27 protein-coding genes are annotated in these 24309 nt (G+C 53.8%); 18 read left to right on the top strand and 9 right to left on the bottom strand.

Annotated features, from left to right (window positions below):
• Positions 1–69: 69 nt before the first annotated feature.
• From KJS55_RS02705 to KJS55_RS02690, 4 genes are read left to right on the top strand one after another with little or no spacing between them, the layout of a single operon-like run.
• Positions 70–1839 (top strand): ABC transporter ATP-binding protein, encoded by a 1770-nt coding sequence (locus KJS55_RS02705; protein ID WP_055181081.1) that lies wholly within the window; start codon positions 70–72, stop codon positions 1837–1839.
• A 1-nt stretch (position 1840) separates the two neighbouring features.
• On the top strand, positions 1841–3589 hold the full coding sequence (locus KJS55_RS02700) for an ABC transporter ATP-binding protein (protein WP_055181079.1): 1749 nt from the start codon (positions 1841–1843) through the stop codon (positions 3587–3589).
• 8 nt (positions 3590–3597) lie between these two features.
• Positions 3598–4044 (top strand): metal-dependent transcriptional regulator, encoded by a 447-nt coding sequence (locus KJS55_RS02695; RefSeq protein ID WP_055181094.1) that lies wholly within the window; start codon positions 3598–3600, stop codon positions 4042–4044.
• The gene (locus KJS55_RS02690; RefSeq protein ID WP_055181078.1) at positions 4019–4717 is read left to right on the top strand and encodes a response regulator transcription factor; all 699 of its coding nucleotides are present in this window, start codon (positions 4019–4021) and stop codon (positions 4715–4717) included. Before KJS55_RS02695 ends, KJS55_RS02690 begins: the two co-directional genes overlap by 26 nt.
• A 314-nt stretch (positions 4718–5031) precedes the next feature.
• On the opposite strand, the gene KJS55_RS02685 is transcribed toward KJS55_RS02690, so the two are convergent.
• The 6 genes from KJS55_RS02685 to KJS55_RS02660 form a co-directional block, all read right to left on the bottom strand.
• Positions 5032–5622: a GNAT family N-acetyltransferase gene (locus KJS55_RS02685; protein WP_055181076.1), complete on the bottom strand. Its 591-nt coding sequence runs from the start codon at positions 5620–5622 to the stop codon at positions 5032–5034.
• Between the two features lie 69 nt (positions 5623–5691).
• Positions 5692–6687, bottom strand: a complete 996-nt coding sequence (locus KJS55_RS02680; protein WP_055181074.1) for a linear amide C-N hydrolase — start codon at positions 6685–6687, stop codon at positions 5692–5694.
• Positions 6688–6747: 60 nt separating this feature from the next.
• Positions 6748–7290, bottom strand: coding sequence for an HdeD family acid-resistance protein (locus tag KJS55_RS02675; RefSeq protein WP_055181071.1), 543 nt, complete (start codon positions 7288–7290; stop codon positions 6748–6750).
• The gene (locus KJS55_RS02670; protein WP_055181069.1) at positions 7274–7723 is read right to left on the bottom strand and encodes a hypothetical protein; all 450 of its coding nucleotides are present in this window, start codon (positions 7721–7723) and stop codon (positions 7274–7276) included. The genes KJS55_RS02675 and KJS55_RS02670 overlap by 17 nt, the downstream gene beginning before the upstream one ends.
• A gap of 145 nt (positions 7724–7868) precedes the next feature.
• Positions 7869–8405, bottom strand: a complete 537-nt coding sequence (locus KJS55_RS02665; RefSeq protein ID WP_145984963.1) for a TetR/AcrR family transcriptional regulator C-terminal domain-containing protein — start codon at positions 8403–8405, stop codon at positions 7869–7871.
• 86 nt (positions 8406–8491) lie between these two features.
• The gene (locus tag KJS55_RS02660; RefSeq protein ID WP_101693844.1) at positions 8492–9499 is read right to left on the bottom strand and encodes a helix-turn-helix domain-containing protein; all 1008 of its coding nucleotides are present in this window, start codon (positions 9497–9499) and stop codon (positions 8492–8494) included.
• Between the two features lie 199 nt (positions 9500–9698).
• Here KJS55_RS02660 and KJS55_RS02655 point away from each other — a divergent pair, with 199 nt between their 5' ends.
• Genes KJS55_RS02655 through KJS55_RS02645 form a run of 3 tightly spaced genes read left to right on the top strand, consistent with a single transcriptional unit; the run spans position 9699 to position 12504 of the window.
• Positions 9699–10283 (top strand): MptD family putative ECF transporter S component, encoded by a 585-nt coding sequence (locus tag KJS55_RS02655; protein ID WP_055181011.1) that lies wholly within the window; start codon positions 9699–9701, stop codon positions 10281–10283.
• Complete coding sequence (locus KJS55_RS02650; RefSeq protein ID WP_055181013.1) at positions 10283–11041, top strand: energy-coupling factor transporter transmembrane component T; 759 nt, start codon at positions 10283–10285, stop codon at positions 11039–11041. Before KJS55_RS02655 ends, KJS55_RS02650 begins: the two co-directional genes overlap by 1 nt.
• A complete protein-coding gene (locus KJS55_RS02645; protein ID WP_055181015.1) occupies positions 11038–12504 on the top strand; it encodes an ABC transporter ATP-binding protein in 1467 nt (488 codons plus the stop codon). The genes KJS55_RS02650 and KJS55_RS02645 overlap by 4 nt, the downstream gene beginning before the upstream one ends.
• Here the strand turns inward: KJS55_RS02645 and KJS55_RS02640 are convergent.
• Positions 12501–13466 (bottom strand): helix-turn-helix domain-containing protein, encoded by a 966-nt coding sequence (locus KJS55_RS02640; RefSeq protein ID WP_055181090.1) that lies wholly within the window; start codon positions 13464–13466, stop codon positions 12501–12503. The two genes, KJS55_RS02645 and KJS55_RS02640, sit on opposite strands and share 4 nt — an antisense overlap.
• Before the next feature lie 221 nt (positions 13467–13687).
• On the opposite strand from KJS55_RS02640, the gene KJS55_RS02635 reads away from it, so the two are divergent.
• The 4 genes from KJS55_RS02635 to KJS55_RS02620 are packed head-to-tail and all read left to right on the top strand — an operon-like array spanning position 13688 to position 16949.
• Positions 13688–14266, top strand: coding sequence for an MptD family putative ECF transporter S component (locus KJS55_RS02635; protein WP_055181016.1), 579 nt, complete (start codon positions 13688–13690; stop codon positions 14264–14266).
• Entirely contained in the window at positions 14266–15003 is a 738-nt protein-coding gene (locus KJS55_RS02630) for an energy-coupling factor transporter transmembrane component T (protein WP_055181018.1), read from the top strand. Before KJS55_RS02635 ends, KJS55_RS02630 begins: the two co-directional genes overlap by 1 nt.
• Positions 15004–15008: 5 nt before the next feature.
• Positions 15009–16505, top strand: coding sequence for an ABC transporter ATP-binding protein (locus KJS55_RS02625; RefSeq protein WP_055181021.1), 1497 nt, complete (start codon positions 15009–15011; stop codon positions 16503–16505).
• A 15-nt stretch (positions 16506–16520) separates the two neighbouring features.
• Entirely contained in the window at positions 16521–16949 is a 429-nt protein-coding gene (locus KJS55_RS02620) for a metal-dependent transcriptional regulator (RefSeq protein WP_055181023.1), read from the top strand.
• Positions 16950–17217: 268 nt separating this feature from the next.
• Here KJS55_RS02620 and KJS55_RS02615 read toward each other — a convergent pair whose 3' ends face one another.
• Positions 17218–17589: a hypothetical protein gene (locus KJS55_RS02615; RefSeq protein ID WP_050624304.1), complete on the bottom strand. Its 372-nt coding sequence runs from the start codon at positions 17587–17589 to the stop codon at positions 17218–17220.
• A 593-nt stretch (positions 17590–18182) separates the two neighbouring features.
• On the opposite strand from KJS55_RS02615, the gene KJS55_RS02610 reads away from it, so the two are divergent.
• Positions 18183–18818, top strand: a complete 636-nt coding sequence (locus KJS55_RS02610) for a hypothetical protein (protein WP_050624306.1) — start codon at positions 18183–18185, stop codon at positions 18816–18818.
• Between the two features lie 34 nt (positions 18819–18852).
• Positions 18853–19041, top strand: coding sequence for a DUF7736 domain-containing protein (locus KJS55_RS02605; RefSeq protein ID WP_050624307.1), 189 nt, complete (start codon positions 18853–18855; stop codon positions 19039–19041).
• 210 nt (positions 19042–19251) lie between these two features.
• Here the strand turns inward: KJS55_RS02605 and KJS55_RS02600 are convergent, their stop codons facing one another.
• Positions 19252–19449: a hypothetical protein gene (locus KJS55_RS02600; RefSeq protein WP_050624308.1), complete on the bottom strand. Its 198-nt coding sequence runs from the start codon at positions 19447–19449 to the stop codon at positions 19252–19254.
• Positions 19450–19749: 300 nt separating this feature from the next.
• On the opposite strand from KJS55_RS02600, the gene KJS55_RS02595 reads away from it, so the two are divergent.
• The 5 genes from KJS55_RS02595 (at position 19750) to KJS55_RS02575 (ending at position 24266) form a co-directional block, all read left to right on the top strand.
• The gene (locus KJS55_RS02595) at positions 19750–20544 is read left to right on the top strand and encodes an alpha/beta fold hydrolase (protein ID WP_055181026.1); all 795 of its coding nucleotides are present in this window, start codon (positions 19750–19752) and stop codon (positions 20542–20544) included.
• Between the two features lie 17 nt (positions 20545–20561).
• On the top strand, positions 20562–21464 hold the full coding sequence (locus tag KJS55_RS02590) for an alpha/beta hydrolase (RefSeq protein ID WP_050624310.1): 903 nt from the start codon (positions 20562–20564) through the stop codon (positions 21462–21464).
• 11 nt (positions 21465–21475) lie between these two features.
• Entirely contained in the window at positions 21476–22273 is a 798-nt protein-coding gene (locus KJS55_RS02585; protein ID WP_050624311.1) for a helix-turn-helix transcriptional regulator, read from the top strand.
• A gap of 38 nt (positions 22274–22311) precedes the next feature.
• Entirely contained in the window at positions 22312–23472 is a 1161-nt protein-coding gene (locus KJS55_RS02580; protein ID WP_055181027.1) for an alpha/beta fold hydrolase, read from the top strand.
• Positions 23473–23657: 185 nt separating this feature from the next.
• A complete protein-coding gene (locus KJS55_RS02575) occupies positions 23658–24266 on the top strand; it encodes a TetR/AcrR family transcriptional regulator (protein WP_055181029.1) in 609 nt (202 codons plus the stop codon).
• The last annotated feature ends 43 nt before the right edge of the window (positions 24267–24309 follow it).

Here is a 24309-nt window from a genome sequence, read left to right as displayed (position 1 = left end):
AATTTCTTATAATCGTTGTAGTTAGCGCAAGCAAACTACAACGATTTTTCTTTGAGAGGAGTATTGCACATGAAGGAACGAACTTGGCTCGGTATCCTGCTCTCCTTCGCCGCACCCTGCCGGGGGAAGATGGCCGGGTCTGTGGTACTGGCTATTCTCAGTGTGGCCGGGGGCTTCGTACCGTATCTCGGCGTTTATCAGATCATCCGGCTCTTTCTGGAGCGTCAGGCGGACTGGGAGGGCATTGTATTTTGGTGCGGCGTGTGTCTGGCCGGCTATGCCGTCAAGGTGGCGGGATATGCCCTGTCCACCATGCTGGCCCATGTATCCGCCTACACAATTTTGGAGGGCCTGCGCCTTCAGGTGGCGGACCGGCTGATGGGGGCGCCGCTGGGCGAGGTGGAAAGCCGGCCCATTGGCTCCATGAAAAGCACCATCGTGGACCGTATTGAAGATGTGGAGCCGCCTCTGGCTCACATGATCCCGGAACTCAGTTCCAATCTTCTGCTGCCTTTGGTCGTGGTCATCGCCATGTTCGCCATCGACTGGCGGATGGGCCTTGCCCTGCTGGTGACCATCCCAGTGGCGCTCATCCCCATGACCTTCGGGATGCGGACCTATAACAAGAATTACGCCGCCTACATGGAGGCCAACGCCCATGTGAACAGCGTGATCGTGGAATATGTAGAGGGCATTCAGGTGGTGAAGGCGTTCAGCCAGGGGGAGCGGTCCTATCAGAAATTCGCCCAAGCGGTGGCCTCCTTCCGGGACTTCACCATGGGATGGTTCCGCTGCACCTGGGCTTCCATGAATCTGTGCCTGTCCATTCTGCCGACCACCCTGCTGGGGACCCTGCCGGCGGGCGTCGCGCTCTATCAGGCGGGGATACTGGACCCGGCCCAGGTGACGCTCTGCCTGATGCTGGCCCTGGGAATTGTGTCCCCCCTGATGAGCGCCACCGCCTTCATCAACTCCATGAAAAGTATGCAGTTTGCAGTGAAGGACACCCGTGAACTGCTGAATTTGCCCCAGCTCACGCAAGCGGAGCAGAATGTCCATCTGGAAGGCAGCAGCATCCAGATGCGGGATGTATCTTTTTCCTATGGCGGGACGGAGGGCAAGGAGGTGCTTCGCCATCTGAACTTGACCATCCCACAGGGAAAATTCACCGCCCTGGTGGGACCATCAGGCGGCGGCAAGTCTACCATCGCCCGGCTGACCGCCCGGTTTTGGGATGTGACGGGAGGCTCCATCACCCTGGGCGGACAGGACATCCGCAAGCTCCCGCTGAAGCAGCTCTCCCAGTCCATCAGTTTCGTCACGCAGGACAACTTCCTCTTTGACTGTCCCCTGAAAGAGAACATCCGGCTGGGGCGTCCGGGGGCCTCGGACGAGGAAGTGCTGGCGGCTGCTCAGGCGGCCCAGTGCGAAGAATTCATCGGCCGGCTGGAGCATGGCTGGGATACGACGGCCGGAGACGCGGGCAAGCAGCTCTCCGGCGGGGAGCGTCAGCGCATCGCCATCGCCCGCGCCATTTTGAAGGACGCCCCCATTGTGATTTTGGACGAGGCGACCGCCTTCACTGATCCCGAGAATGAGGACAAGATCCAACGCTCCATTATGGCGCTTTCCAGGGGGAAAACGCTGCTGGTTATCGCCCACCGGCTCTCCACCATCCAGAACGCGGATCAGATCGTGGTGCTGGAGAAAGGGAGCGTTGCAGACTGTGGCACACAGGAAGAACTGTTGGGCCGCTGCCCGCTGTATCAGACCCTTTGGGCGGCCCATGTGGGGGCACGAAACTGGGCGGTCACATCCGGCAAAAAGGAGGGGAATTGAGATGTTTCACAGCGTAGGACGCATTATGGGATGGGCAAAGAACTATCGAAAGCGAATGATTCTGGGTTTTGTGTGCTCGTTTTTCGCAACATGGTGTACCGCAGGGCCGGTGATGCTGGCGGCCTGGGCCCTGGGGCGGATGATCGGGAACGCCTGGGGGGAGAATGAGCTTTCCGGCTCTCTCCCATGGCTGTGCTTATCTGGCATCGTCGTTCTCATCCTGCTGCGGTTTTTCTTCACCTATTGGAAAAACCGGCTTCAGGAGAGCATCGGAACGGAACGGGCGGCAGAGCAGCGGATGGAACTGGGAGATGTGCTGAAACGGGTGTCCCTTGGGTACTTTGCCAAAAACAATCTGGGGGACATTTTGGCGGCGCTCACCACGGAACTGAGCACGCTGGAACTCCAGAGCATGAAGATGGTGGACGCGGTGGTAAACGGTTATATTCAGGTAGCCGTGATCCTGCTGTGCGTGGCGATTTTCTGCCCGCCTGCCGCGCTGGTGGCGCTGATCGGTGTGCTGGTGTCCGCCTTTGCCCTGCGGGGCATTGGCCGTCAGAGCGCCCGCACCGCTCCTGTGGGCCACCGGGCTCAGGAGGCATTGTCCGGCGCGGCCGTCGAATACATCCACGGCCTGCCGGTAGTGAAGTCCTTTGGGCAGGACGGGGTTTCTGTTCAGCGATTCCGGGATGCCTGCCGGGATAATAAGGCCATCCGCATTAAAAACGAGTTTGGGTTCGTCCCCTGGAACTGCCTGCATCTGTTCGCTCTGCGGGCGGCATCCGTGGGGCTGGTGCTCACCGCGGGCCAGCAGGCTTTGGTGGGAACTTTACCGCTCCCGTATTTCCTGATGATTGCCCTGTTTTCCTTCACCATTTTCGGCAGTGTGGAGGCCATCAATGACGCGGCCCACATCCTGTCGGTGACAGATTCGGTGCTGGACCGGCTGGAGGAACTGGAGCGCACCGACTTCATCGACAAGGACGGCAGGGAGATAACCCCAGAGCAGTTCGATGTGTCCCTCTCCCATGTATCCTTCGGGTATGGGAGCCGCGAGGTGCTCCACGATGTGACTTTTACCGCGCCCCAGGGGACCACTACCGCCATTGTGGGGCCGTCCGGCTCCGGCAAGAGCACGATATGCAATCTGGTGGCCCGCTTCTATGACGCGGACCGCGGCTCCGTGTCGGTGGGCGGCCACGATGTGAAAGAATTCACCTGTGAAAGCCTGCTGCGAAATATCTCCATGGTCTTTCAGAATGTGTATCTCTTCCAGGACAGTGTGGAGAACAATATCAAATTCGGTTGCCCGGATGCCACCCATGAGCAGGTGGTGGCTGCCGCCAAAGCTGCGTGCTGCCATGACTTCATCTCGGCCCTGCCGAACGGCTATGACACCGTGATTGGAGAGGGCGGCTCCACCCTCTCTGGAGGAGAGAAGCAGCGCATCTCCATCGCCCGGGCCATTTTGAAGGACGCTCCTATCGTCATCCTTGATGAAGCAACTGCCAGCGTAGACCCGGAGAATGAACACCTGATCCAACAGGCTCTGTCCGCTTTGACAAAGGGGAAAACCATCCTCACCATCGCCCACCGGCTGGCTACCATCCAGCACGCGGATCAGATCCTGGTGGTGGAGGATGGCCGTATCGCCCAGCGGGGTACTCATGCGGAACTGATGGCCCAGGGCGGCTTGTACCGGCGGTTTATTGAGATTCGGGAACAGGCCGAGGGCTGGAGATTGGCGTGAAGAAAAGAGTGAAACGACAACACGGCACATCACTTCATGCCTCCGGCGAAGACTATCTGGAGGCCGTGCTGGTGCTCCAAAAGGAAAAGGGCATGGTACGCTCTGTGGATGTTGCCCGGCACATGGGAGTCTCCAAGCCCAGCGTGTGCCACGCGGTAGCTACCCTAAAAGAAGGAGGCTTCCTCACCATGGACGGGGACTTCTTCCTCCGCCTGACCGATGTGGGCAGGGAGGTAGCCGAGCAGACCTATGAAAAACATTGCTTTTTCACACGCCTGTTAGTGGAGGCTGGTGTCGAGCCCAAGGCTGCTGAACGAGACGCCTGCCGCATGGAGCATGTGATCAGCCCAGCCAGTTTTCAGAAACTGACGGAGTTGTACCAGAAAAGCCATCCAAGTACAGAGCCGACCGAGAATGGGAGGCGGTTTGATGCGAAAACAGATCCTGCTGATTGATGATGACCTGCCCCTTTGCCGGAAACTCCGGGAGGCTCTGCAGGACGATACCACAGAGGTCCGGTATTTCATTGACACAGCGGAGGCCCTGGACAGTTTTATGCGGCACCGGTATTGTCTGGTTATCATAGACCCGGCGCTGGAAGATATGGATGGCCGGGAACTGCTTCGGACCATGCGTCAGGCCAAGGTGGTCCCGATTCTGGTGCTCACCGGTATACTATCATTGGAAGATGAAATTGAACTTCTTTCATTAGGAGCAACAGTCTGTAACTCAAAGCCGATTGACCTGCGCCGCTGCACTGCTCAGGCTCATGCACTCATCCGCCTCTATATGGAGTCGGAACATACAGAGAAGCAATATTATACCTTGACCTTTGGGACAGAATTGGTTATTAACCCTTTGCATCGTCAGGTACATTTGAAAGAAAGGGCGATACAGCTTACTCGGAGAGAGTTTGATCTGCTGTACCTGCTGGCCAGCCGTCCTGGACAAGTATTTTCACGAGAGCAGCTCTACAGCCATATCTGGAATGCTGACACAGAGTTCGGCGTAGATGAAGCAGTACGGTTTCAAATCAAGAGTCTGCGAAAGAAACTGACCAGAACAAGAGGCAGTTATATTCAGACCGTTCGCGGAATCGGGTACCGATTTGATAGTGAAAAAGAGTAAAGAAACAGCAAGGGAAAATCACCAATTTCCCCTTGCTGTTTCTCTATGGTATATCCGGAAGGCAGGAAATCCTCCTGGAAAACTCCCTGTTTCTACACTTTCGGAATTGTGGTAGAATGATAAGTACAGAATGGCAAATCAAAATTTGAGGAGTTATAAAATTTGAAAGGGACTGCCGCACTAAATGATCTGTGTGGCAGTCCCTTCTTGTTGTTAAACTCTGTTGCTCACATAGCGGATGAAAATCAGTTTGTGATAGCAGTCACCAGATAAATCCAGCCTTCTCTGCATTCACTACAAAGTACGGCTGTTCCTTACTCCTCCCAGGGTGTTGCCACTAACGGCTCCGCTGGGTCATAGGGAATTCGGATAAAGCGGTCGAGCTTTTCCGGAGAGAAGCGGCTTTCATAAATGTGCCGGTGCTGTTCCATCAGCACGCTGTCGTCCACCGGCTTTTTGGACCAGTAGAGCGTCTTGTAGGGCACCCCGAATAAAGCGGTCTCATACCCGGCGGTTTTTGCGCCATTACGGGCATAGAAGCCCAGGCGATGCTCCGCCATTACGGGATCGGGAGCGTGGGAGGGAAGCTCGCTTTCCCCGAAAATAGTCAGATCCGGCTCCTGTTCCAGCAGCATGGACAGGAGCAGCGCCCCGATCCCCCTGTTTCGATGATCCGCGGAGACGCACAGGTAATCCAGCAGGGCCCAGCCCGGCCGCCCCAGCCACAGAAAACAGGCACCAACAATCTCATCGCCGTCAAACAGGCACCAGGGGCGGTAGAGCCCATCCCGCCACAGTTCCTCTATGGATTGCAGGGGCTTCAGCTCTGAGGCGGGAAACGCCTGTTTCAGCTGCCCCTCATAAACAGACTTGAGTTGTTCCGATGTAGGTATCCGTAATTCCATCGCCATTCCCTTGCTATCATAAATAAAGTGTGTGGAGAAATCAGCTTTAACAGAGCGGAGGGCTTTTATTCACTCCATCGTTCCGTAGCGGATCGGCACATGGATGCTGCCCAGATCCCGCACCGTCTGTTCCCCGGACGCCCAGACCGGCTTCAGGTCCACCCGGATGATTTGGGGATTTTCATAGGTCTTGAAATAGTAGACCTTGTTCGGAAGGTCGATCATGGAAGTGTACTGGGTGTAGTCAAAGGTCCCGTTGGCCGTCTTTACCACGCCGTTGGGCAGGGTGACGCCCTCCAGGATGTGAAAGCCTGCAATAACGGCTTCCTGCATGGTCTCCGGCTGCACCATATGGAGCTTCTGGAACGCGGTCCTGACGAAACGGGCGGGTGGTGTGTAGCCCCCGGGCAGGACGCTCGTTCCGGCGGCCTGCCCAAAAGGCTCCATCCGGAAACCACCCCAATCCGCCTGCTCCGTCTGCTCCGGCGCGGCTCCAATGTAGCTGCGTAAATTCGTCATCTGCCAGGGGAAATCCGGGCTGTTGGTCAGAACGCCCACCGGGTTTTCATAGGCGTTCAGCCCCTGTTTGATCTGCTCCACCACGAGGCTTTTGCCGGACAGGTCGGTGAAGATCCAGTGCAGCGGCGCGACGGTCCCGGTCAGTTTGTCCTGAAGCCCCACCAGGGTGATGTCGGCCAGAAGCTCCCGGAGGTCGTCCAGAGAGGCGCAGAGGCCGAGGACATAGTGCAAAAAGTCCAGGGCTGGGACCTGCGCCTTGCCGCTCTGTTGGGAGAACGGCGGGAAGTCGGCATATCCCTTAAAGTACAGCGCGCCGCCCGCAAGCCCCTTTTCATTGACGCCATCAAACAGGACATAGAGATTTTTGAAGTGGCGGCTGATCCCCGCGACCGCGTACCGGTCAGTGAGCTGCCTGCCCAGCGTGTTTTCCCAGGTGGAGCCGGCGGGAAAGACCGCAAGGCGCGGGTCCAGAATGTAGTGGAAATCCATTGTCCGGCCAAACACATTTTCATGCTGCTGATTTAAGAAATTGATTGCAGTACACATAAAAGAAACCTTCCAATTTTTGAGTCTTGATGGACCGCCCTGTTTTACCGTCAGGGCGTTTTACCATTTATAGCCCACATCGCTGAACGCCAGCACAAGGCTGTCGATCCCCAGCAGGATCAGATAGGCCCCGATGACAAAGCCCATGGACAGGAACGCGAGGGCCGGCTGGAGCAGCATGAGGAAGCCGAGCACCAGCCCGATGATGTTCAGGATCAGGCTGAAATAGTAGTACCCGCTGCCGGCCACATACCGGATGATCCCCAAGTGGGTCAGGCGGGAGATGCAGTGCATGATGAACCATAGGGGGAAGAAGATCGTCAGCGCCCAGGCCGCGGCGCCGGGATAGACCATCACCAGCAAACCCGCGATCACGCTCAAAATGCCGCTGACCAGAGCTACTACCGGCCCGAAGCCGGTATGACGCTCCATCTTCACATAGAACACAATATCCGCAATCCCTGTGATAAGGGCGAACACGCCGTAGACCAGCACGGCGCCGGTCAGCACGCTGCCCGGCCTCAGAAAAGTGAAGATGCCCAGCACGATCAGCAGAATGCCGATCATCAGTTCCATCCATCCAAATTTAGAGCGACACCTCATTTTGCTCAACCTCCGTTTCCTTTCCCCGCGGTATATCCTGCGCGCTGACTGCTTCCAGGGAGAGAAGCAGGGCGTGATTGGCGGCCTGCGCCGCGAAATCCAGTGAGTATTCCGCCAGCAGTAGGGCCTCCTCTGCGGACAGCCCCCGGCGCCAGACTTCGGAGAACGGGCCGTCCTGCTCCGCACGCTCCCGGTCGATGAACGCCTCTATCGTCTCATAGGAGGACGCCAGTTTCCCGACCATGGGAGAGCGGCTGAACTTCAACTTTGTCTGGAACGCCAGACGGTCCGCTTCATTTTTCTGCCGCAGGCGGGCCAACTCCTGGCCGAGTTGTTCGCGGCTTGCCGTTTCGCTGAGCTGGATGCTCCCGTGGAGCAGCCCGAACTCCCGGTCCAGTTCATACAGTTTCGCGGACAGAATTTCATGTGACATGATCCGCACCTCTTTTCCCTTTTCATGCTTTTATTTTAATCAGGGCGGGGGGCTGGAACAATAGCCAGAAAATGAAGTGTGTATTGACAGAAATGCCGGAGTGTAAAACTTTTTTACACTCCGGCATTTCTATAAAAAGAGAGGGTTATTGTCTGGGGGAGATCTCCCCCGCAACAAGCTGATGGACAATATGAACGATGTGGTCTAAATCGCCGCTGTCAGCCTCGGTCCAGTTTTTGAGGAGGCCGAGGACCGCCTGACTGTGGTAGCGCATCACAAGTTTCAAGTCCGCATGGCTGCATTGAGCGTACAGGCCGCGTTTTTCCACCACCCGCAGGAAAAATGTGAAAAGTTGTTCCTCCACCATCCGCTCAATCTCATCCCGGTAGTTGGTTTGAAGGCCGTGCTCCACATAGGGGCGGGCGTTCAGTGCCAGCAGGAACAGGCAGCGCAGCCCCTTTTCTGCGTTCCCTTGGGTAAGCGTTTCCTCGACCATCTTATCCGTGCCGCGCTCCAGGACCCATTTCAACAGGTCTGGAATATCTTCAAAATGATAGTAAAAGGTCTGCCGGGTGATGCTGCATTCATCCACGATGTCTTTCACCGTCAGTTTTTTGACCTTCTTTTGCATCAGAAGCCGCTTCACGGCCTCTGCAATCAGTTCCTTTGTGTCAACTGCCACCCGGACATACACCTCCGTTTACTGCTTTGAAAATATTATACACAGTAACCGCAAAATTCACAAGATGCCGTTACTCTGAACAGCGGCTAAGGCGTATCAAGGCGGAGACGCTCTAAATGTTTCATGCGCCGGTACTCCAGCGGGGACATGCCGAATTGCTTTTTGAAAACGGATGCAAATTTGCTCTGGTTGATGTATCCGACCCGTTCCGCCACCTCAGATACCGAAAGTCGGCTGCCCGTCAACAATTCCGCGGATTTTCTCATTCTGACCTCCCGGAGATACGCCGATATGTTTTGCCCGAAGACGCCGCGAAAATAATTCTTCATACTGGTTTCGCTGATAGAAAACCTCGCGGCCAGTTCCCATGCCGGATGATACTGCCGCAGGTCGGCTGTGATGATCTGTTCCACCTGTTTTGCAATGCTCACCTGCGTTTCTGTAAAATAGGCGCAGACTTGGGACGGAGGGATTTCCTTCTGCGCCATCAACAGCGAAAACAGCGCCAGGGAATAGATCTTCATCTGCATTACAGCAAAGGGCATAGGCTCATGATACAGTGACCATAGTTTTTTCAACAATTCTTCCGCGTCGGGGACAGCCTTGGAGATGTAGGTGCTTCCATTCCGGCAGTACCGCTCCACAACGCAGTGAAAGTCAAGTCCGAATTCCTCCAGAAGCCATGCGCTCTGCGCTGCAAGCGTATCAAGCTCTATAAAGAACTCCAGCCCCTCGTAGATGCGGCGTGGATAGACATACTGCCTTTGAGCAAAATGCTCTGTCAGGGATAGATCCCCATCCGTCACATACACAAAATTTCCGTTGTTCAGAATGATCTCACAGCGCCCAGTAACGCAGTAGTTCAGAAGCAGCGGCCCTTTTTCCTCGGAGCCCTCTCCGCACAGATCCGGTGCTGTCCAGAGCGGAGCGTTTACTGAGATATAGGCCAGCGTCAATCCCGAGAAAAGCGGGAAAAATGTCACAGAGCCTTTTCCATCCTTCCCATTTAGAAAAAGTCCCGCGCTGTATTCTCCCCGTTCGATAGATATTCCGGGAACTTCAACGCATTTTCGGATGATTTCATCAATGTTCATAGGTACACACTTTCCTCTTGGATACTCAAGAAACGGAATGCTTTTTATCCATTATAGGCTTGAAATTTCTCATTCGTCAACCTAAAAACTCGATGTTGATTGGAGCTAAAAAGTTGTTCGGTTGTAGAAACACCAATCTGGGTGTGGTATTCTATAACGAGGTTAGAATACGCTAACCAAAAAGTGCGGAGGTGTACTTATGAGTAACAAACTTCAGGCAAAAGACTTGATCAGCCTTGGACTGTTTACGGTCCTGTATTTTGTCATCGGCTGCTGTGTCGCAATCCCCATCGGGTTTGTGCCAATTTTCCTTCCCGTCCTGGGGGCGCTATGGGCGCTGATCACCGGCATCCCATTCATGCTGTTCCTGACAAGGGTGAAAAAGTTCGGGATGGTCACCATTATGGGCATTTTGAGCGGCCTGCTGATGGGGTTGACCGGCATGGGCTTCTGGGGCGTCCCCCTGGGGGCTGTTTTTGGACTGCTGGGTGATTTGATTTTGAAATCCGGCGGCTATAAGAGCGCCAAGAAGAGCCTGCTGGGGTATGCGGTGTTCAGCCTCTGGATGGTGGGTACCTATATCCCCATGTATTTTATGGTGGAAGACTCCTGGGCGAGTTTTGCGGCCAGCTTCGGAGCGGAATATGCGGATCAGGTAATGGCTGTCATGCCGATGTGGAGTATAATCCTGGTAATTGCAGGAATCTTTGTGTTCGCCATTTTCGGTGGACTGCTGGGCAAGGCTCTCTTGAAAAAGCACTTTGCCAAGGCGGGCATTGCGTAATGAGCAGCGCATCATACCCCACAGTAACAGCAAGCAAGAAAAGCATCCAACTGGACCCGCGCACCAAGCTGCTTCTTCTGCTGACCATCACCACCCTGATGTTCAGTACCAGCAACGAGGGGATCATGAATTTGATAAAGCCACTTTTGAGCCTCGTCCCATTTATCCTGATCCTCTCCGAGCGACGCTTTCAGACGGCGGCAAAGTACCTGATTTTGTATGCGGCCTGTTTTGCGCTGGAGCGTGTGGCCCTGATCTGGGCGAGCGGGCTTTTCTCCTTTGTCCTGCTGGCGGTCACATCCATCATGACCCGCTTTGCACCCGGTATCATGATGGGCGCCTATCTGATTGCGTCCACATCGGTGAGCGAATTCATTGGAGCCATGGAGCGGATGCACCTGACGGAGAAGATCGTGATCCCGCTGTCGGTGATTTTCCGCTTCTTTCCCACCGTCAGCGAGGAGTATCAGGCCATCCGGGACGCTATGAAGATGCGCGGGATACGCTTCGGAGGAAAGAATCCGTTCCTAATGGTCGAGTACCGGCTGGTACCGCTTATTGTATCCGTGGTCAAAATCGGGGATGAACTTTCCGCTGCCGCCTTAACGCGGGGTCTTGGGGCTCCAGGAAGGCGTACCAACTTGTGCCGGATTGGGTTTCATGTACAGGATCTTATGGCGGCGCTGTTCTGCGTCGCCTGCTTCGCTCTGTTTCTGCTCCAGCCGCAGATCGCTTTTTGGGGAGGTGTCAGAGGATGATTCAGATTGACCATGTGACCTTCTCTTATGGAGAAGAAACGGAGCATACCGGTGGTGTTCGGGACATTGAGCTTCAGATCAAGCGCGGCGAGTTTGCCGTGCTCTGCGGCGAGAGCGGCTGCGGAAAAACCACGATCACACGCTTGATCAACGGCCTGATCCCCCATTATTACGAAGGGAAGATGAGCGGCGGCGTGTGGGTCAACGGGGCTGAAGTGTCAAAACAACCGCTCTATGATACGGCGAAAATCGTGGGCAGCGTGTTCCAAAACCCGCGTTCCCAGTTTTTTAATGTAGATACAACCAGCGAGATCACCTTTGGCTGTGAAAATCTGGGCCAGCCGGCAGAAACAATCCGGGCGCGGCTGGAGAGGACGGTCCGTGATTTCCGATTGGAAAAGCTGATGGACCGGAATATCTTCCACCTCTCCGGAGGAGAGAAACAAAAAGTTGCCTGCGCCGGCGTTTCGATCATGGAGCCGGAGGTACTGGTACTGGATGAGCCATCCTCCAATCTGGATGCGGCATCCATTTCCGACCTGCGGAAAACCCTGGCTTTCTGGAAAGGCCAAGGGAAAACCATCGTCGTATCGGAACACAGGCTCTATTATCTCCGTGGTCTGGCGGATCGTTTTATTTATATGAAGGGCGGCAAAATCACACGGGAATATACTTCGGAGGAATTTAAAGGCCTGTCGGAGCAAGCCCGGACGGAAATGGGGCTACGCACTTTCGCCCTGGAACAATTACAACCGCCGCAAACACCGCAATGCACAGGGACGGAACTGGAGCTGAAGCAGTTCCGCTTTGCGTATCCCCATGGATCGGCAATCCTGCACATACAGGATTGCACTATTCCGGCCGGCCGCATTGTAGGCATCATTGGTAATAACGGGGCTGGCAAGTCCACCTTTTCCCGGTGCTTCTGCGGGCTGGAGAAGCAATGCGGCGAGGTAATCTGGAACGGCAAGCGATACCGTCCGAAAGATCGGCTGAACACCTGCTATATGGTCATGCAAGAGGTAAACCATCAGCTCTTTACAGAAACAGTCCTGGACGAAGTGTTGATCAGCATGGAGGAGCCGGATACAAAACAGGCAGAGGAAATCCTGTCCCGGCTGGATCTCCTCCCGTTCAGAGACAGGCACCCCATGTCGCTTTCCGGCGGGCAGAAACAGAGGGTGGCCATCGCATCCGCCATTGCGTCAAAGCGGTCTATTCTCTTTTTTGACGAACCCACCAGCGGCCTTGATTACCGGCACATGAAAGAGGTCGCCGCTGTTTTGCGGCAGCTCAGCACGGAAGGCGTCACTGTTTATGTGATCACACACGATCTGGAACTGCTGCTGGACTGCTGCACGGACATCATCCATTTCGCCCAGGGAAACATTGCCGGCCAATATCCTATGGATGCGGGCGGCCTTTCAAGGGTCTGCGCTTATTTTATGGGAAGCGGCGCCTAAAGTGTGGACAGCTTCTGTGCGCGCCGGTACTCCAACGGGGACATGCCGAATTGCTTCTTGAATACCGCTGCAAACTTTCCCTGATTGGAATAGCCAATCTGCTCCGCGATTTCCGCAATGGGGCGGCTGGTGTCCTCTAAAAATTCAGCGGCGGCTTTCATACGGGCCTCCCGCAGATAGGTGGAGATGTTCTGGCCGTACACCCCACGGAAGTAGTTTTTCAAGCTGGTTTCTCCAACGGAGAATTTTTCCGCCAGCAGACGCACGGGGATATGTTTCCGGAGATCTGCGGTGAGGATTTGTTCTGCTTTTTTGGCGATCCCCACCTGAAGTTCCGTATAAAAGCCGCAGGTTTTTGAAGGGCGCGGCTCTGTATGGAGCAGTTCGTAAATCAGTTCCAGCGTATAGATGCGCAGATAAAAGAGAGACGGCTGCTCCGACAGTGCCCAGAGTTTGTGGAAAATGGCGGTAAGTGTGCTGTCCGCCTCGTTGATATAGGTCTTTTGTCTGCGGCAATAGTTCTCACGCAGCAGAGTAAAATCCAGCTCAAAAGCGGACATCAGTTCCTGGGCGTGATGAGAGAGCTGTTCTATATCAAAATAGATTTTAATGCCCTGATAAAGCCTTGTTGGGAAAATATAGCCGTCCTGGGCCGTCTGCTCACTGACGGCAAAATCATTTTCCTTCAGGTATATGTAGGCTCCGTCATCCAGAAGAAGCTCACTTCTTCCTGCAACGCAGTAATTGATCAGCAGGGGCCGCAGCTCGGCATTGGCCTCGGACTCCGGCCAGTTTGACGCGTTTACCTGAATAAACGCCAGGGTCACACCGGGAAAGAGCGGGTGGAAGACCATCCTTCCGCGGCCGTCCTCCTGCTCCAAAAGAAGTTCGCTGCTATTTGGGCCGCTTTTCCACTCTACGCCCAAAACGGTATCACTGTTTTTCAGGATGCTTTCCATCATGTCGCGCAACAAATTTTCCCCCTTTCGCGGCAAAATGATTGAGTTTATTATAGGCCGTCCCCTTTTAGGGGTCAATCATCAAACAACGGGAAAGAGAAAACTCCTTGCTATTCGGGCCTAAACTGTCGGTATGTGCATAGAAGCGTGATTTGATCTGTGCTACTATTACGACGGTTAGCGTTGTCTAATCCGAAAATCAATCATGTGTAGGAGGATTCTCAATGAACAGGCTTCAAGGGAAAGACTTAATCAACATCGGTATTTTTACGGCGATCTACTTTATCGTGATCTTTGCCGCGGCATCTATTGGCTTTATCCCTATTTTCATCCCGCTCATCAGTGTGATCGTTCCGCTGGTCGGCGGCATCCCCATGATGCTGTTTTTCTCCAAAATTAAAAAGTTTGGCATGCTGACTATCTGCGGCCTGCTGCTCGGTATTATTATGCTGCTTACCGGAATGGGCTACTGGTGCATCCCAACCGGCCTGATTTTTGGATTGATCTCTGATTTCATGATGAAGGGCTGCGGCTACAAAAACGCCAAGCGCGAAGTCTTGATCCACGGCGTTTTCTCCATGTGGGTGATCGGCGCGTTCATCCCTATTGTTGTGACACGGGACGCTTACTATCAAAATCTCCTTCCCGGCTATGGACAGGAATATGCAGACACGCTCATGGCCTATATGCCGGACTGGATTTTGCCGATGCTTCTGGTGGCGGCCTTTGTCAGCGGGCTGGTGGGCGGCCTGATTGGACGCAAAATTTTCAAAAAGCACTTTGAACGGGCGGGAATTGTATAATGAGCCGCGAGCTTCTTGCCAGTCAGAAAAACCACAGTGGGATTGTTTTAGATCCCCGCACAAAATTGGCGGTGCTGACCACCATAGCCGTTTTCATTTTGGGCGGCTCGTATGAAGGCGTCATGCAGTATTACATCATTGTGCTGGCGGCGATCCCCCTGCTGCTTCTGCTCTTGGCAGGAAAATGGAAAGGCGCTGTTCTCTATCTCCTGATTTTTGGGGGAAGCCTCTGCTTGGAACTGTTTGGACTATCCTATCTGACCGGGGTTGCAAATTTTATCGCGGTTGCCATTGTGGGGCTGTTCCTCCGGTTTACGCCGGGAATTGTCATGGGGTACTTCGTAGTCACGACCACAACCGTCAGCGAATTCGTGGCCGCCATGGAGCGGCTTCACCTGCCGCAGCAGATCACGATCCCCATGTCGGTCATCTTCCGCTTTTTCCCGACGGTGGCGGAAGAATGGAGCGCCATTGGGGACGCCATGCGGATGCGCGGCGTCCGCTTTGGCGGTGGAAAGGCCGGCTCTATTCTGGAATACCGCATGGTTCCCATGATGATCTGCTCCGTCAAGATTGGAGAAGAGTTGAGTGCGGCGGCACTGACCCGCGGCCTGGGCGGACCGGTCAAGCGGACCAACATCTGTAAAATCGGGTTTCGCGCACAGGATATTGTGTTGCTCCTGATCTGCCTTGGGGCATTTGCCGCGCAAGTCTATGTGTGGGCTGCAAGGGGGTGAATGCCATGATTGAGTGCAGAGATGTGTCGTTTTCCTATCCGGCAAGCGGCCCTGTGGATGGGAAATGCCTGACGGAAGGGGCACTGAAGCATATCACCTGTACGATTGAGGACGGCTCCTTTGTTCTTCTCTGCGGGGCCTCCGGCTGCGGCAAGACAACCTTGACCCGTCTGCTGAACGGCCTGATCCCCCATTACCACGAGGGGACTTTTACAGGCTCGGTCTATCTGGATGGGAAAGATACCCGCGAACTGTCGCTCTTTGAGATTTCTCAAAAAGTAGGCTCTGTATTCCAAAATCCACGCTCCCAGTTTTTCAATGTGGACACGACCAGCGAACTGGCCTTTGGCCCGGAAAATCACGGATTGCCCGAGAAGGCCGTCCGCGAGCGGGTCCGCCGGGTGGCGGAGCAGCTGAAGTTGGAATCTCTGCTTGAGCGAAGCATCTTCTCCCTCTCCGGCGGGGAGAAGCAGAAAATCGCCTGCGGGTCAGCGGCAGCAATCGAGCCGGATATTTATGTCCTGGATGAACCGTCCTCCAATCTGGACACTTACGCGATTGCGGATTTCCGAAAACTGCTCATGCTCTTAAAGGCCCAGGGGAAAACCATTGTCATATCAGAACACCGGCTCTATTATTTACGCGACCTGGCCGACCGTGTCCTCTATATGAAAAATGGAGAGATCCGGGGCGACTACACCGCCGAGGAATTCCAAAGCCTGCCCGCAGAGCAGCGGGATCAGATGGGGCTGCGGCCGCTGGAGTTAAACTCTTTAAGGAACATAGCGGCGCCTTGTGACAGGGGCGGGGACTCCGAATGGAACATCCGTCAGTTTTTCTTTGCATACAAGCATCAGCCGGAAACCCTGCACATTGACGAGGCTGTATTCCCCTTTGGCGGTGCAACCGCAATCATTGGGCATAACGGAGCGGGAAAATCCACCCTGTCCCGCTGCCTGTGCGGGCTGGAAAAGCGGTGTGGCGGCATTGTGCGGAATCAGGATAAGATCTATTCCAGAAGAGAACGGCTGAAGCTCTGTTATATGGTGATGCAGGATGTAAACCACCAGCTTTTCACAGAAAGCGTGCTGGATGAACTATTCCTGAGTATGAGTACAGAAGATCAGGCAAAGGCGGAGGCCGTACTGGCTGAGATGGACCTGCTCCCATATCGGGAGCGCCATCCCATGGGGCTGTCCGGGGGACAAAAGCAGCGGGTGGCCGTCGCCTCCGCGATTGCATCGGAACGGCCGCTGATCGTATTTGATGAGCCAACCAGCGGGCTGGACCTGTTTCATATGAGGCAGGTGGCGGAGGTGGTGAACAGAGTTGCGGAGCATGGGAGAACAGTAGTTGTGGTGACGCACGACCCGGAATTTATTTTGCGGTGCTGTAACTTTGTTATCCACATGGAGCACGGCGAGATTCAGGAAAGTTACTCCCTCTGTAAGCCGGAGGGTAGAGAACATCTGCCGGAATTTTTTCTGAACGATATGGAATAGGAAGTAGGCGGTAAAATGAAACTCCATGCGTCGGGCGAGGATTATCTGGAGGCCGTGCTGGTACTCCAAAAGGAAAAAGGCATGGTGCGCTCTGTGGATGTGGCCCGGCACATGGGGGTATCTAAACCAAGCGTGTGTCACGCGGTATCTACCTTGAAAGAGGGCGGATTTCTCACCATGGACGGAGACTTCTTTCTCCGCCTGACCGATGTGGGCCGGGAGGTAGCCGAGCAGACCTATGAGAAGCACTGCTTCTTCACACGCCTACTGGTAGAGGCAGGTGTCGATCCCAAAACAGCGGAACAGGACGCCTGCCGCATGGAGCATGTGATCAGCCCAGAAAGTTTTCAGAAGTTGGCCGAATTGTACCAGAAGGCCCACCCAAATACAGATCCAACCGGGGATGGGAGGCAGTTTCATGCGAAAACAGATCCTGCTGATTGATGATGACTTGCCGCTCTGCTGGCAGCCCCGGGACACGCTACTATTGACCGGGAAACCGATTCTTAGCCTATATATTTGAAAATGGCGAGTCAGATGTGAATGTAAATATAAATGATAAAGGCAGGCACGGAAAATACTACGGGGGAGATCTTCCATGCCTGCTTTTTTCATAACCAATTTACCCGGACAACAGTTTATTCGGGCTCATTTTGTACCTATCTCTGGCAGGAGTTGGGTTATGGTTCCGTCTGCATGAGCGCCCCGACTGCTACCTCCACAACCGTGGAAAAAGCGTAAATTTAGATAGCCGCTTGGCCGCAACTCCAGTTCCCGCGTTCTCGTCCTTTTCATAGTTAGCATCATCGTCTGGGCAGTCCGTGAGAATATGGGTTCTCCACAACAGCGGTTGGTAATCGAAACCGCTTTGCCGGATCTGTTCATACTCGGATCTGGTATATATTGATTCGTACACAAAGGCGAGATTTAGGGACTCAACAAAGCCGCCCATCATAACTTCATAGACCGGCTCAGGCGGGTCATGCTTCCAGATATAACGCCATTCGTCGGTAATATCCTCTTCATTGATCCATTCCAATATTTCAATACGGTAGCACGGCTGCTCTGAGAAAAACCCGTCCATCAGACACCTGCACTCCTCCCATCAATCTTTCACCCTGGCATCCTGAAAACAAAACTGGAAACATCTAAACCGGAACCTTATCGATAGCGGGATCATAGATGAGCGCTCCGCATTTCCTGCAGTACAACCTGCAGCGCGACTTACGGAGCGGCGTTTCTGTTTCGCAGATGATACATTGGATTTTGAGCAGCGGCTTTGTATAATCTTCAAATGGAGCCAGCTGCTTATGCGTCCTGAGATATTGCTTTATTCGTCTTTGCTCCTTGCACTCCCCACAGATCTTCTGATAAGGCTCCGCAATAAAAACCTTCTTGCACTTCGGGCAGCATTTCAGGCTCATCCTGTACATGACAATCACCGATGCGATTATATAGAAAGACCGGCAGAAAATCAAGATTTCTTCCTGCTCAACGTGTCCACCGCAATTTTTTCTTGCATCTCGTGCATGTAAGAGGCTCCCGGACACCTGTCAAGAGGCGGTGTGAACCCATGGCATAAATGGAATCTTTTATGAAGGAAATTTATTGGACGTATTTTGCACAGCGATGCTATAATCCATCTATTAGAATTTTCAAGTGGATAAGGAGACCTTTATGAAAAAAGAAAAAATCTTGTTGGCCGTGGCGCTTTTTCTGCTTGCCGTGGCGCTTTTTCTGCTTATCGTAGTGGCTGGCGGAACATTTGTGTATTGGAGGGCTGTGGCGGACCTGACTCCGGATCCAGCCGAACCATTTACAGTGGTGAACGCAGACCTGACTTACGACGGCGTATATATCGACCTCATTGAGCAGGCCATGATTGATGCGAAATCGGAAGAACAGCAGGGCGGCTCCAATCCCGATAATTTAGAGCTCCATGTGGTCAAATACAATTCGGAGACCGGATATGTGGACGGGATCACCGCGACCAGCGCCGGGATCACGGACCGGCAGCTCAGTTTTGTGTATGGGGGCGTCCAGCTTGATCTGCACTTTGTAAACGACGTTCTGATCGGCTGTCGAAAGACCTATGAACAAGAGCTGTTGGATCGGCTGGAAGGCCAGACGTTGGAATCCTGCACCGCTGAGGAGCGGGAGGCAGCGGAAAAGGGTGCTTTGGAAGTCATTTTGAATAACGACTCCTGGGAAACAGACGAGGACTATTTGAAGCTGGTACTGGCCGACTACACGGAGCAGGTGCTGGAATATCAAAGTGAGCATCCGGGGCTACTAGTTCCCAAAAATGATTAGAGATTTGTGACTGAGCGGGGAGTGAGAGCCGTTTATGACAACAAAAGAGCGCGTAATCGTTTCCGCATATACCGGCATCCGGATGTGTGACATGGATTTGATAGAAGCATATGTCCAAGAGAAGCTCGGCCGGCCGGTTCTCTCCAACGAATGGGGGGATCAGCGTTTCCACGAGATTGTACAAGCTATGGTCGCAGAGGACTTTTTAATGCTCTGTGAGTAGCTGTGATTATTTTTCCATCAAAAGAGAGGGAGCGGGACACCGTCTGCGAAGCGGACTGAGCCATTGACTGAAACAAGAGATCCAGCAAGGGGAAGCCCCTGCTGGATTTTTATATCCACCGGCTTGACACTAATATGGACACATATCTGGCACCTACATATACATAAACGGCTGACGCGGAGAAGGCGTCAGCCGTTCAATATTTTCGGATCACATTTCAAGACCGAGTTTTTCTGCGATCTCCTCTGGAGAGAGGCCGGAGGCTTTTGCTTTTTCCATTACAGTTTTCATGGTAACAGGATGGAGCAACTTTTGCTTTTGGGCCTCCAGAACTTTAATATCAGCTTTCTTTTTGGAGATTTTTTCATCGATGATTGCGATGCGTTCTTCTACAGTACGAGCAGCCATAAGAGGTACATCCTTTCGTGATCAGAAGATATGTTTATGATAATGCGGCAAAGATCCTTTGTCAATCAAATTTCCTCAAAATATGGTAAGTTCGAGTTGCCTCATGCACCCAAGAAACCCTTCCGCAAAAAACGCAGTTATCTTTGATGGGTAATTGCGTTTTTGAGCGGGCAGAGATTTACAGCAGATAAAAAGGAAAGGTATGTGATTGACGCTCCACAGTTTGCGTGTTATACTTCGGTTAGCCATAGCAAACTACATAGAAGCGCTAATTTACAATCAGGGAAATGGAGGAACGATATGCGTTTAGGCTCTTTTCAGCTTCCCAATGATGCAAGTCTGTCCTATGCGGAATATGGGACATCAACGGGCAAGCCGGTACTCTTGCTTCACGGCTTGGTGGGAAGCATATGTTCAGAGGGAATGGAGGGGTCTCTTTGCGGACTGCCCATGAGGGTAATCGCTCTTGCCCGCCCTGGTTATGGAGACTCCGACTACTTCGATATGGACTGCGTAGCCGACTGGGGCCGGCTGCTGACTGAATTTTGGGATCACCTGGGTCTCCAGAGCTTTGACATCGTGGGCATCTCCGCCGGCGCACCTTATGCGTATAGTCTGGCGGCCCTCTACCCTGATCGAATCGGTACTGTCTATATCAACAGCGGCATACCTGCGGTCTGCTTCCCAAATATTCTGGCGCAATATCCGGCTCAGGAGGCGGCGCTCTATCATGCGTTCCGCGGCATGTCACGGCAAGAGGTGGGGCAGGCTTTATATGACAGTTATCTTCCCCTCTTTCCCGAGGCGGCCTTGCAAGGGCGAGACTTCCGGGACTCTATGGGCGGCGATCTCCGGAATATCGGTCAGGAAGCTAAACTACAGGAAGCACCTTGGGGATTTGAGTTATCTGAGGTGCGATGTCCGGTAGTATTACTACACGGGACAGCTGATTCCGAGGTGCCTTATGGCGCCATGGTGGAGACCGTCAAAAGGCTTCCCCATGCCCGCATCATCAAACTGGAGGGGGAAGAACACGCATCTCCCGCAATCACGGACAGATTGATGGCGGAATTGCTCCAGTCGGACAATGTATAAAAGGAGAGAAAGTTGATATGAGCATTCGATACAAACTGGCTTCTGCAGCGCTCCGGGCCGCCGGGACGAAAAAGCTGTTCGCGCTGCCGGAGGAAGAACTGCTGGAGAAAGTGCGCGGGATGAACCGCAGACGGCAGTTCCAGATGCCAAAAGATCATAAAGCAGTCTACGGTGATCGATTGATCCTGGGGCAATATCACTGCCTTACCATTCAATTGGGACAAAAGAGGACAAAAAAGGCGATCCTGTACTTGTTCGGAGGTGGGATGATCGTCGGTCCTGACCAGGGCGATATTAAGACAGCGCGGGATTTTGCTGTCCGCAGCGGCTCCGACTGCTGGTTCCCATACTATCCGCTCTGTACAGACCACTGTATCACAGAAACCTATGAGATGGTGCTTCAATGCTACCGGGAGATGGCAGAGTGCTACGGGGCGGAGCACATCTCGCTGGTGGGCTTTTCCTCCGGCGGCGCACTGGCTGTCGGGCTTCCGCTTCACCTCAATGCGCTGAACAGGCCGACGGGGATGCCCCGACAGGTTATCGCGGTGTCGCCCGGCAGTATTCCCAGTTCTCAAAAGGAGCGGGCGGAGATGCAGGCGTTGAACAGCCGCGACGTGATGGTGGATGCCGCCTTTATGGAGACGGATCGGAAGATTATGACAAAGGGACAGCCGGTACCTGTCTATATGCTCTCTGGTCCCAAGGGGGATTTTACCGGCTTGCCGCCGGTTCACTTCTACTATGGTGGGGATGAAGTTCTCTCTGTAGTGGCGGAGTCTTTTGCCGATGCCTGCAAAGCGGCGAATGTCCCCTACACCATGACCATCGCCCCGGGAATGTGCCACTGCTATGCAATGGTGGAGTGGTTTCCAGAGGGGCGTCAGGCCCGCGAAGAAATTATAGGGCTATTGCGCTGAGAAGGGACACCATGCCTCCATTTGTTTTTTGCATACAGGACTGCTATTATATTCGGGCCGCCTATCAAAATCCCCGTCCGCACCGGCACTTCGCCGCCCATGTTTTGATCGGGCTGGATGGGCCTTTCATCACCGAGATAGACGGAAAACACATGCAGGCCACAGGCATTGCCATTGCCTCCAATGTCGTCCATACAGTCCGTACAGACGCCGACCTCCTTGTGATTTTCATCGATGAACTGACCCCCATGGCCCGATTCGTCAAGTACGTGCTCCTGCAGGGAATGTCTTGCCGTTCCTTGGGAAAGGAAACTGCGGCTGCAGTCAGCGGTTTATGGCAGAATGTCCGCACAGAGGAGGAGGCTGTACGGGCGGCGAAGGGTACCGGGAATCTGCTGGGTCTGGAGAAACTGGTGCCGCCAGAGGAGGACAGCCGAGTGCTGGCTGCCGCCGCCTATATGAAACGGGCTCAGGCACTGGAGGCGGTAACTATCCAGGAGGTGGCTCAAGCTGTTCATCTGTCACCCAGCCGTCTGACTCATCTGTTTCACCAGGAGACCGGGATCTCCCCGCGACTCTATCTGGCAAACCTGAAACTGGAACGGGCTTTTTACCGGATGCAGGAGGGGATGACCCTCACAGAAGCCTGCATGGCCGCGGGCTTTGCCACACCTTCCCACATGGCAGATACCAGTCAAAATCTGCTGGGGCTCTCCATGTCCTATGTAAAGGAGATTGTTTCGGGCTCCTACGATACCCTGGACCACAAAACAGCAGATAGACAGAAGTACCCTGCGGACCTGCTGTGATACAATGCCCCCATCTGATCCAAGAAAGGGGTATTTTCATGTCAAACGAATTCCTCAGCGGCAGTTATCAGTTCAATAACAGTCCGCTCTATAACTTTCAACTCAATCGGGTTGTCCTGTGGAACCACGGAGATCCGGCAGAGGTGGCGGCCAGGGGAAAGGAGATCACAGATTTTGCATCCTGGGAGCGAGTGTTAAAGGAGTTATCCTATCAGGCAGAACGGCGGAAGGACTGGGCCGCGGCGGCGGGTTACCTCCGTATGGCAGAGTTTTTTATGGTGCCGGACACGCCGGAGAGCCGAGATGTCTATGACCGGGCCCAGGAACTGTTCTATGCCAATTTTGCCCACCTTTTCAGCCCCCAGGGCGGCCCCATTCACCGGGATGAGGTTCCCTATGAAAGCGGCACACTCCCATGCTGGCGGATCACGCCCTCCGGAGACAAGCGGGGGACCATCCTGTTCCACGGCGGCAACGACTCGCTTCTGGAGGAATTCACAGACCTCCTGCTCTATCTGGCCCGGGGTGGCTATGAAATTCTGGCCTTTGAGGGCCCCGGACAGGGGGCTGCACTGCGGAAGTCCGGTTTGACTTTTACGCCGGAGTGGGAGAAGCCGGTGGGCGCGGTATTGGACTTTTACGGTGCGGAGGATGTCACCATTGTGGGCGTCTCCCTAGGCGGCGAACTCGCCATGCGGGCGGCTGCTATGGAACCGCGTATCCGGAGAGTTGTTGCCTGGTGCGTCCTGCCCAGCATCTATGGAGCGCTGATGGCGGACAAGCCGGCAGAAATCCGTACAACACTGGAACAGTTGCTGTCTGAAAAACAGCGTGAGAAGGTCCTTGCCCTTTATACAGGGCTCTCCGAGCAAAATCCACTCTTCCGCTGGTCTATCCAGCACGCGAACTATGCCTACGGGACGGCGGATGTCTACGAGTATTTGCAAAGGGCTAAGGCATTTACCATTGAGCCTGTGGCCGACCAGATTACACAGGATGTATTGCTCATTAGCGCCAGAGAAGATCTGATGGTTGGCTTTGATCTCTATAAAGAAGAAATTGACCTGCTGAAAAGCGCTCGCACACTGGAGTTCGCAGTGCCCGGCGCAGCCATCCACGGCCAAGCCCACTGCAATATGGGAAATCCTCAATATATCCTAGACCTGATCCTGAATTGGAATAACCGGTTGTTACAATAACGGCTGATTTATAAAACCGCGGCTGTCTCAGATGGCTGCGGTTTTTTATGTATATCAGGCATGAGGTTTATAAAATAAAGACCATTTTCAGAAAAAAATTCTTTATTCTGTTGACAACTGCATCCATGTCTGCTATTCTTGTTTTGCGACCAAATATAAAATAACAGTCGCAAAGGAGGGGCACAATGTCACCTAAAATTTTCAGTATCACCGATAGGGAGGAGCTGCGTGTCAAAATGCTGGACGCGGGCTTCGAGCTTATCAAGCAGTATGGCATGACCCACGCCTCGGTGGAGAAGATCACCCAAGCCGCCGGGCTGGGCAAGAGCACCTTTTACAACTTCTTTTCCTCCAAGGAGGAATTTGTCACCGGCATCATGGAGTACCAACGGGACCGGGTGAAGCAGCATTTTGAAACCCTTCTGAACGGCCGGGAGAAGATGACCGCCGCCGAGGGAAAAGAGTATCTGAAACTGATTGTGTTCAGCCAAAACAGTATCTACCAGTACCTAACTGTGGAGGATATGGAAAAACTCCGCCGTGCATCCTCACCGGAATGCGTGACCCCGGATGATGCCGACTATGACCAGCGGGAGGCCCAAATCCTGCACGGCCTGCTGGATCACATGGAGGGAGTGCGGCAGGATGTGGACCTCCATGTAGCAGCCAATCTCATCAAAATCATGGCTATGGCTAAGGTCAACCGGGAGTCCCTGCACACCGACGCCCTGGACCGCACGCTGGAGCGGATCTACGAACTGTTGTTTTCTTTGATTTTCAAGGAGGACGCCTGAGCGCGTCTTTCTTTTTCAGCGGAAGTTAGTTATTGCTAATCGA

This window comes from Pusillibacter faecalis (genome assembly GCF_018408705.1).
Classification (GTDB): Bacteria; Bacillota; Clostridia; order Oscillospirales; family Oscillospiraceae; genus Oscillibacter; species Oscillibacter faecalis.
The sequence above is the reverse complement of the archived record's forward strand: the minus strand, read 5'-3'. Positions and strand labels throughout refer to the sequence as shown.

Bases quoted from the DNA above. Each gene is read 5' to 3' on its own strand.
- KJS55_RS02610 (WP_050624306.1), top strand. From the start codon at position 18,183: ATGAAAAAAGAAAAAATCTTGTTGGCCGTGGCGCTTTTTCTGCTTGCC.
- KJS55_RS02635 (WP_055181016.1), top strand. From the start codon at position 13,688: ATGAACAGGCTTCAAGGGAAAGACTTAATCAACATCGGTATTTTTACG.
- KJS55_RS02650 (WP_055181013.1), top strand. From the start codon at position 10,283: ATGAGCAGCGCATCATACCCCACAGTAACAGCAAGCAAGAAAAGCATC.
- KJS55_RS02675 (WP_055181071.1), bottom strand. From the start codon at position 7,290: ATGAGGTGTCGCTCTAAATTTGGATGGATGGAACTGATGATCGGCATT.
- KJS55_RS02705 (WP_055181081.1), top strand. From the start codon at position 70: ATGAAGGAACGAACTTGGCTCGGTATCCTGCTCTCCTTCGCCGCACCC.
- KJS55_RS02595 (WP_055181026.1), top strand. From the start codon at position 19,750: ATGCGTTTAGGCTCTTTTCAGCTTCCCAATGATGCAAGTCTGTCCTAT.
- KJS55_RS02690 (WP_055181078.1), top strand. From the start codon at position 4,019: ATGCGAAAACAGATCCTGCTGATTGATGATGACCTGCCCCTTTGCCGG.
- KJS55_RS02685 (WP_055181076.1), bottom strand. From the start codon at position 5,622: ATGGAATTACGGATACCTACATCGGAACAACTCAAGTCTGTTTATGAG.
- KJS55_RS02605 (WP_050624307.1), top strand. From the start codon at position 18,853: ATGACAACAAAAGAGCGCGTAATCGTTTCCGCATATACCGGCATCCGG.
- KJS55_RS02580 (WP_055181027.1), top strand. From the start codon at position 22,312: ATGTCAAACGAATTCCTCAGCGGCAGTTATCAGTTCAATAACAGTCCG.
- KJS55_RS02590 (WP_050624310.1), top strand. From the start codon at position 20,562: ATGAGCATTCGATACAAACTGGCTTCTGCAGCGCTCCGGGCCGCCGGG.
- KJS55_RS02655 (WP_055181011.1), top strand. From the start codon at position 9,699: ATGAGTAACAAACTTCAGGCAAAAGACTTGATCAGCCTTGGACTGTTT.
- KJS55_RS02620 (WP_055181023.1), top strand. From the start codon at position 16,521: ATGAAACTCCATGCGTCGGGCGAGGATTATCTGGAGGCCGTGCTGGTA.
- KJS55_RS02700 (WP_055181079.1), top strand. From the start codon at position 1,841: ATGTTTCACAGCGTAGGACGCATTATGGGATGGGCAAAGAACTATCGA.
- KJS55_RS02645 (WP_055181015.1), top strand. From the start codon at position 11,038: ATGATTCAGATTGACCATGTGACCTTCTCTTATGGAGAAGAAACGGAG.
- KJS55_RS02585 (WP_050624311.1), top strand. From the start codon at position 21,476: ATGCCTCCATTTGTTTTTTGCATACAGGACTGCTATTATATTCGGGCC.
- KJS55_RS02600 (WP_050624308.1), bottom strand. From the start codon at position 19,449: ATGGCTGCTCGTACTGTAGAAGAACGCATCGCAATCATCGATGAAAAA.
- KJS55_RS02660 (WP_101693844.1), bottom strand. From the start codon at position 9,499: ATGAACATTGATGAAATCATCCGAAAATGCGTTGAAGTTCCCGGAATA.
- KJS55_RS02630 (WP_055181018.1), top strand. From the start codon at position 14,266: ATGAGCCGCGAGCTTCTTGCCAGTCAGAAAAACCACAGTGGGATTGTT.
- KJS55_RS02670 (WP_055181069.1), bottom strand. From the start codon at position 7,723: ATGTCACATGAAATTCTGTCCGCGAAACTGTATGAACTGGACCGGGAG.
- KJS55_RS02575 (WP_055181029.1), top strand. From the start codon at position 23,658: ATGTCACCTAAAATTTTCAGTATCACCGATAGGGAGGAGCTGCGTGTC.
- KJS55_RS02640 (WP_055181090.1), bottom strand. From the start codon at position 13,466: ATGATGGAAAGCATCCTGAAAAACAGTGATACCGTTTTGGGCGTAGAG.
- KJS55_RS02625 (WP_055181021.1), top strand. From the start codon at position 15,009: ATGATTGAGTGCAGAGATGTGTCGTTTTCCTATCCGGCAAGCGGCCCT.
- KJS55_RS02680 (WP_055181074.1), bottom strand. From the start codon at position 6,687: ATGTGTACTGCAATCAATTTCTTAAATCAGCAGCATGAAAATGTGTTT.
- KJS55_RS02615 (WP_050624304.1), bottom strand. From the start codon at position 17,589: ATGGACGGGTTTTTCTCAGAGCAGCCGTGCTACCGTATTGAAATATTG.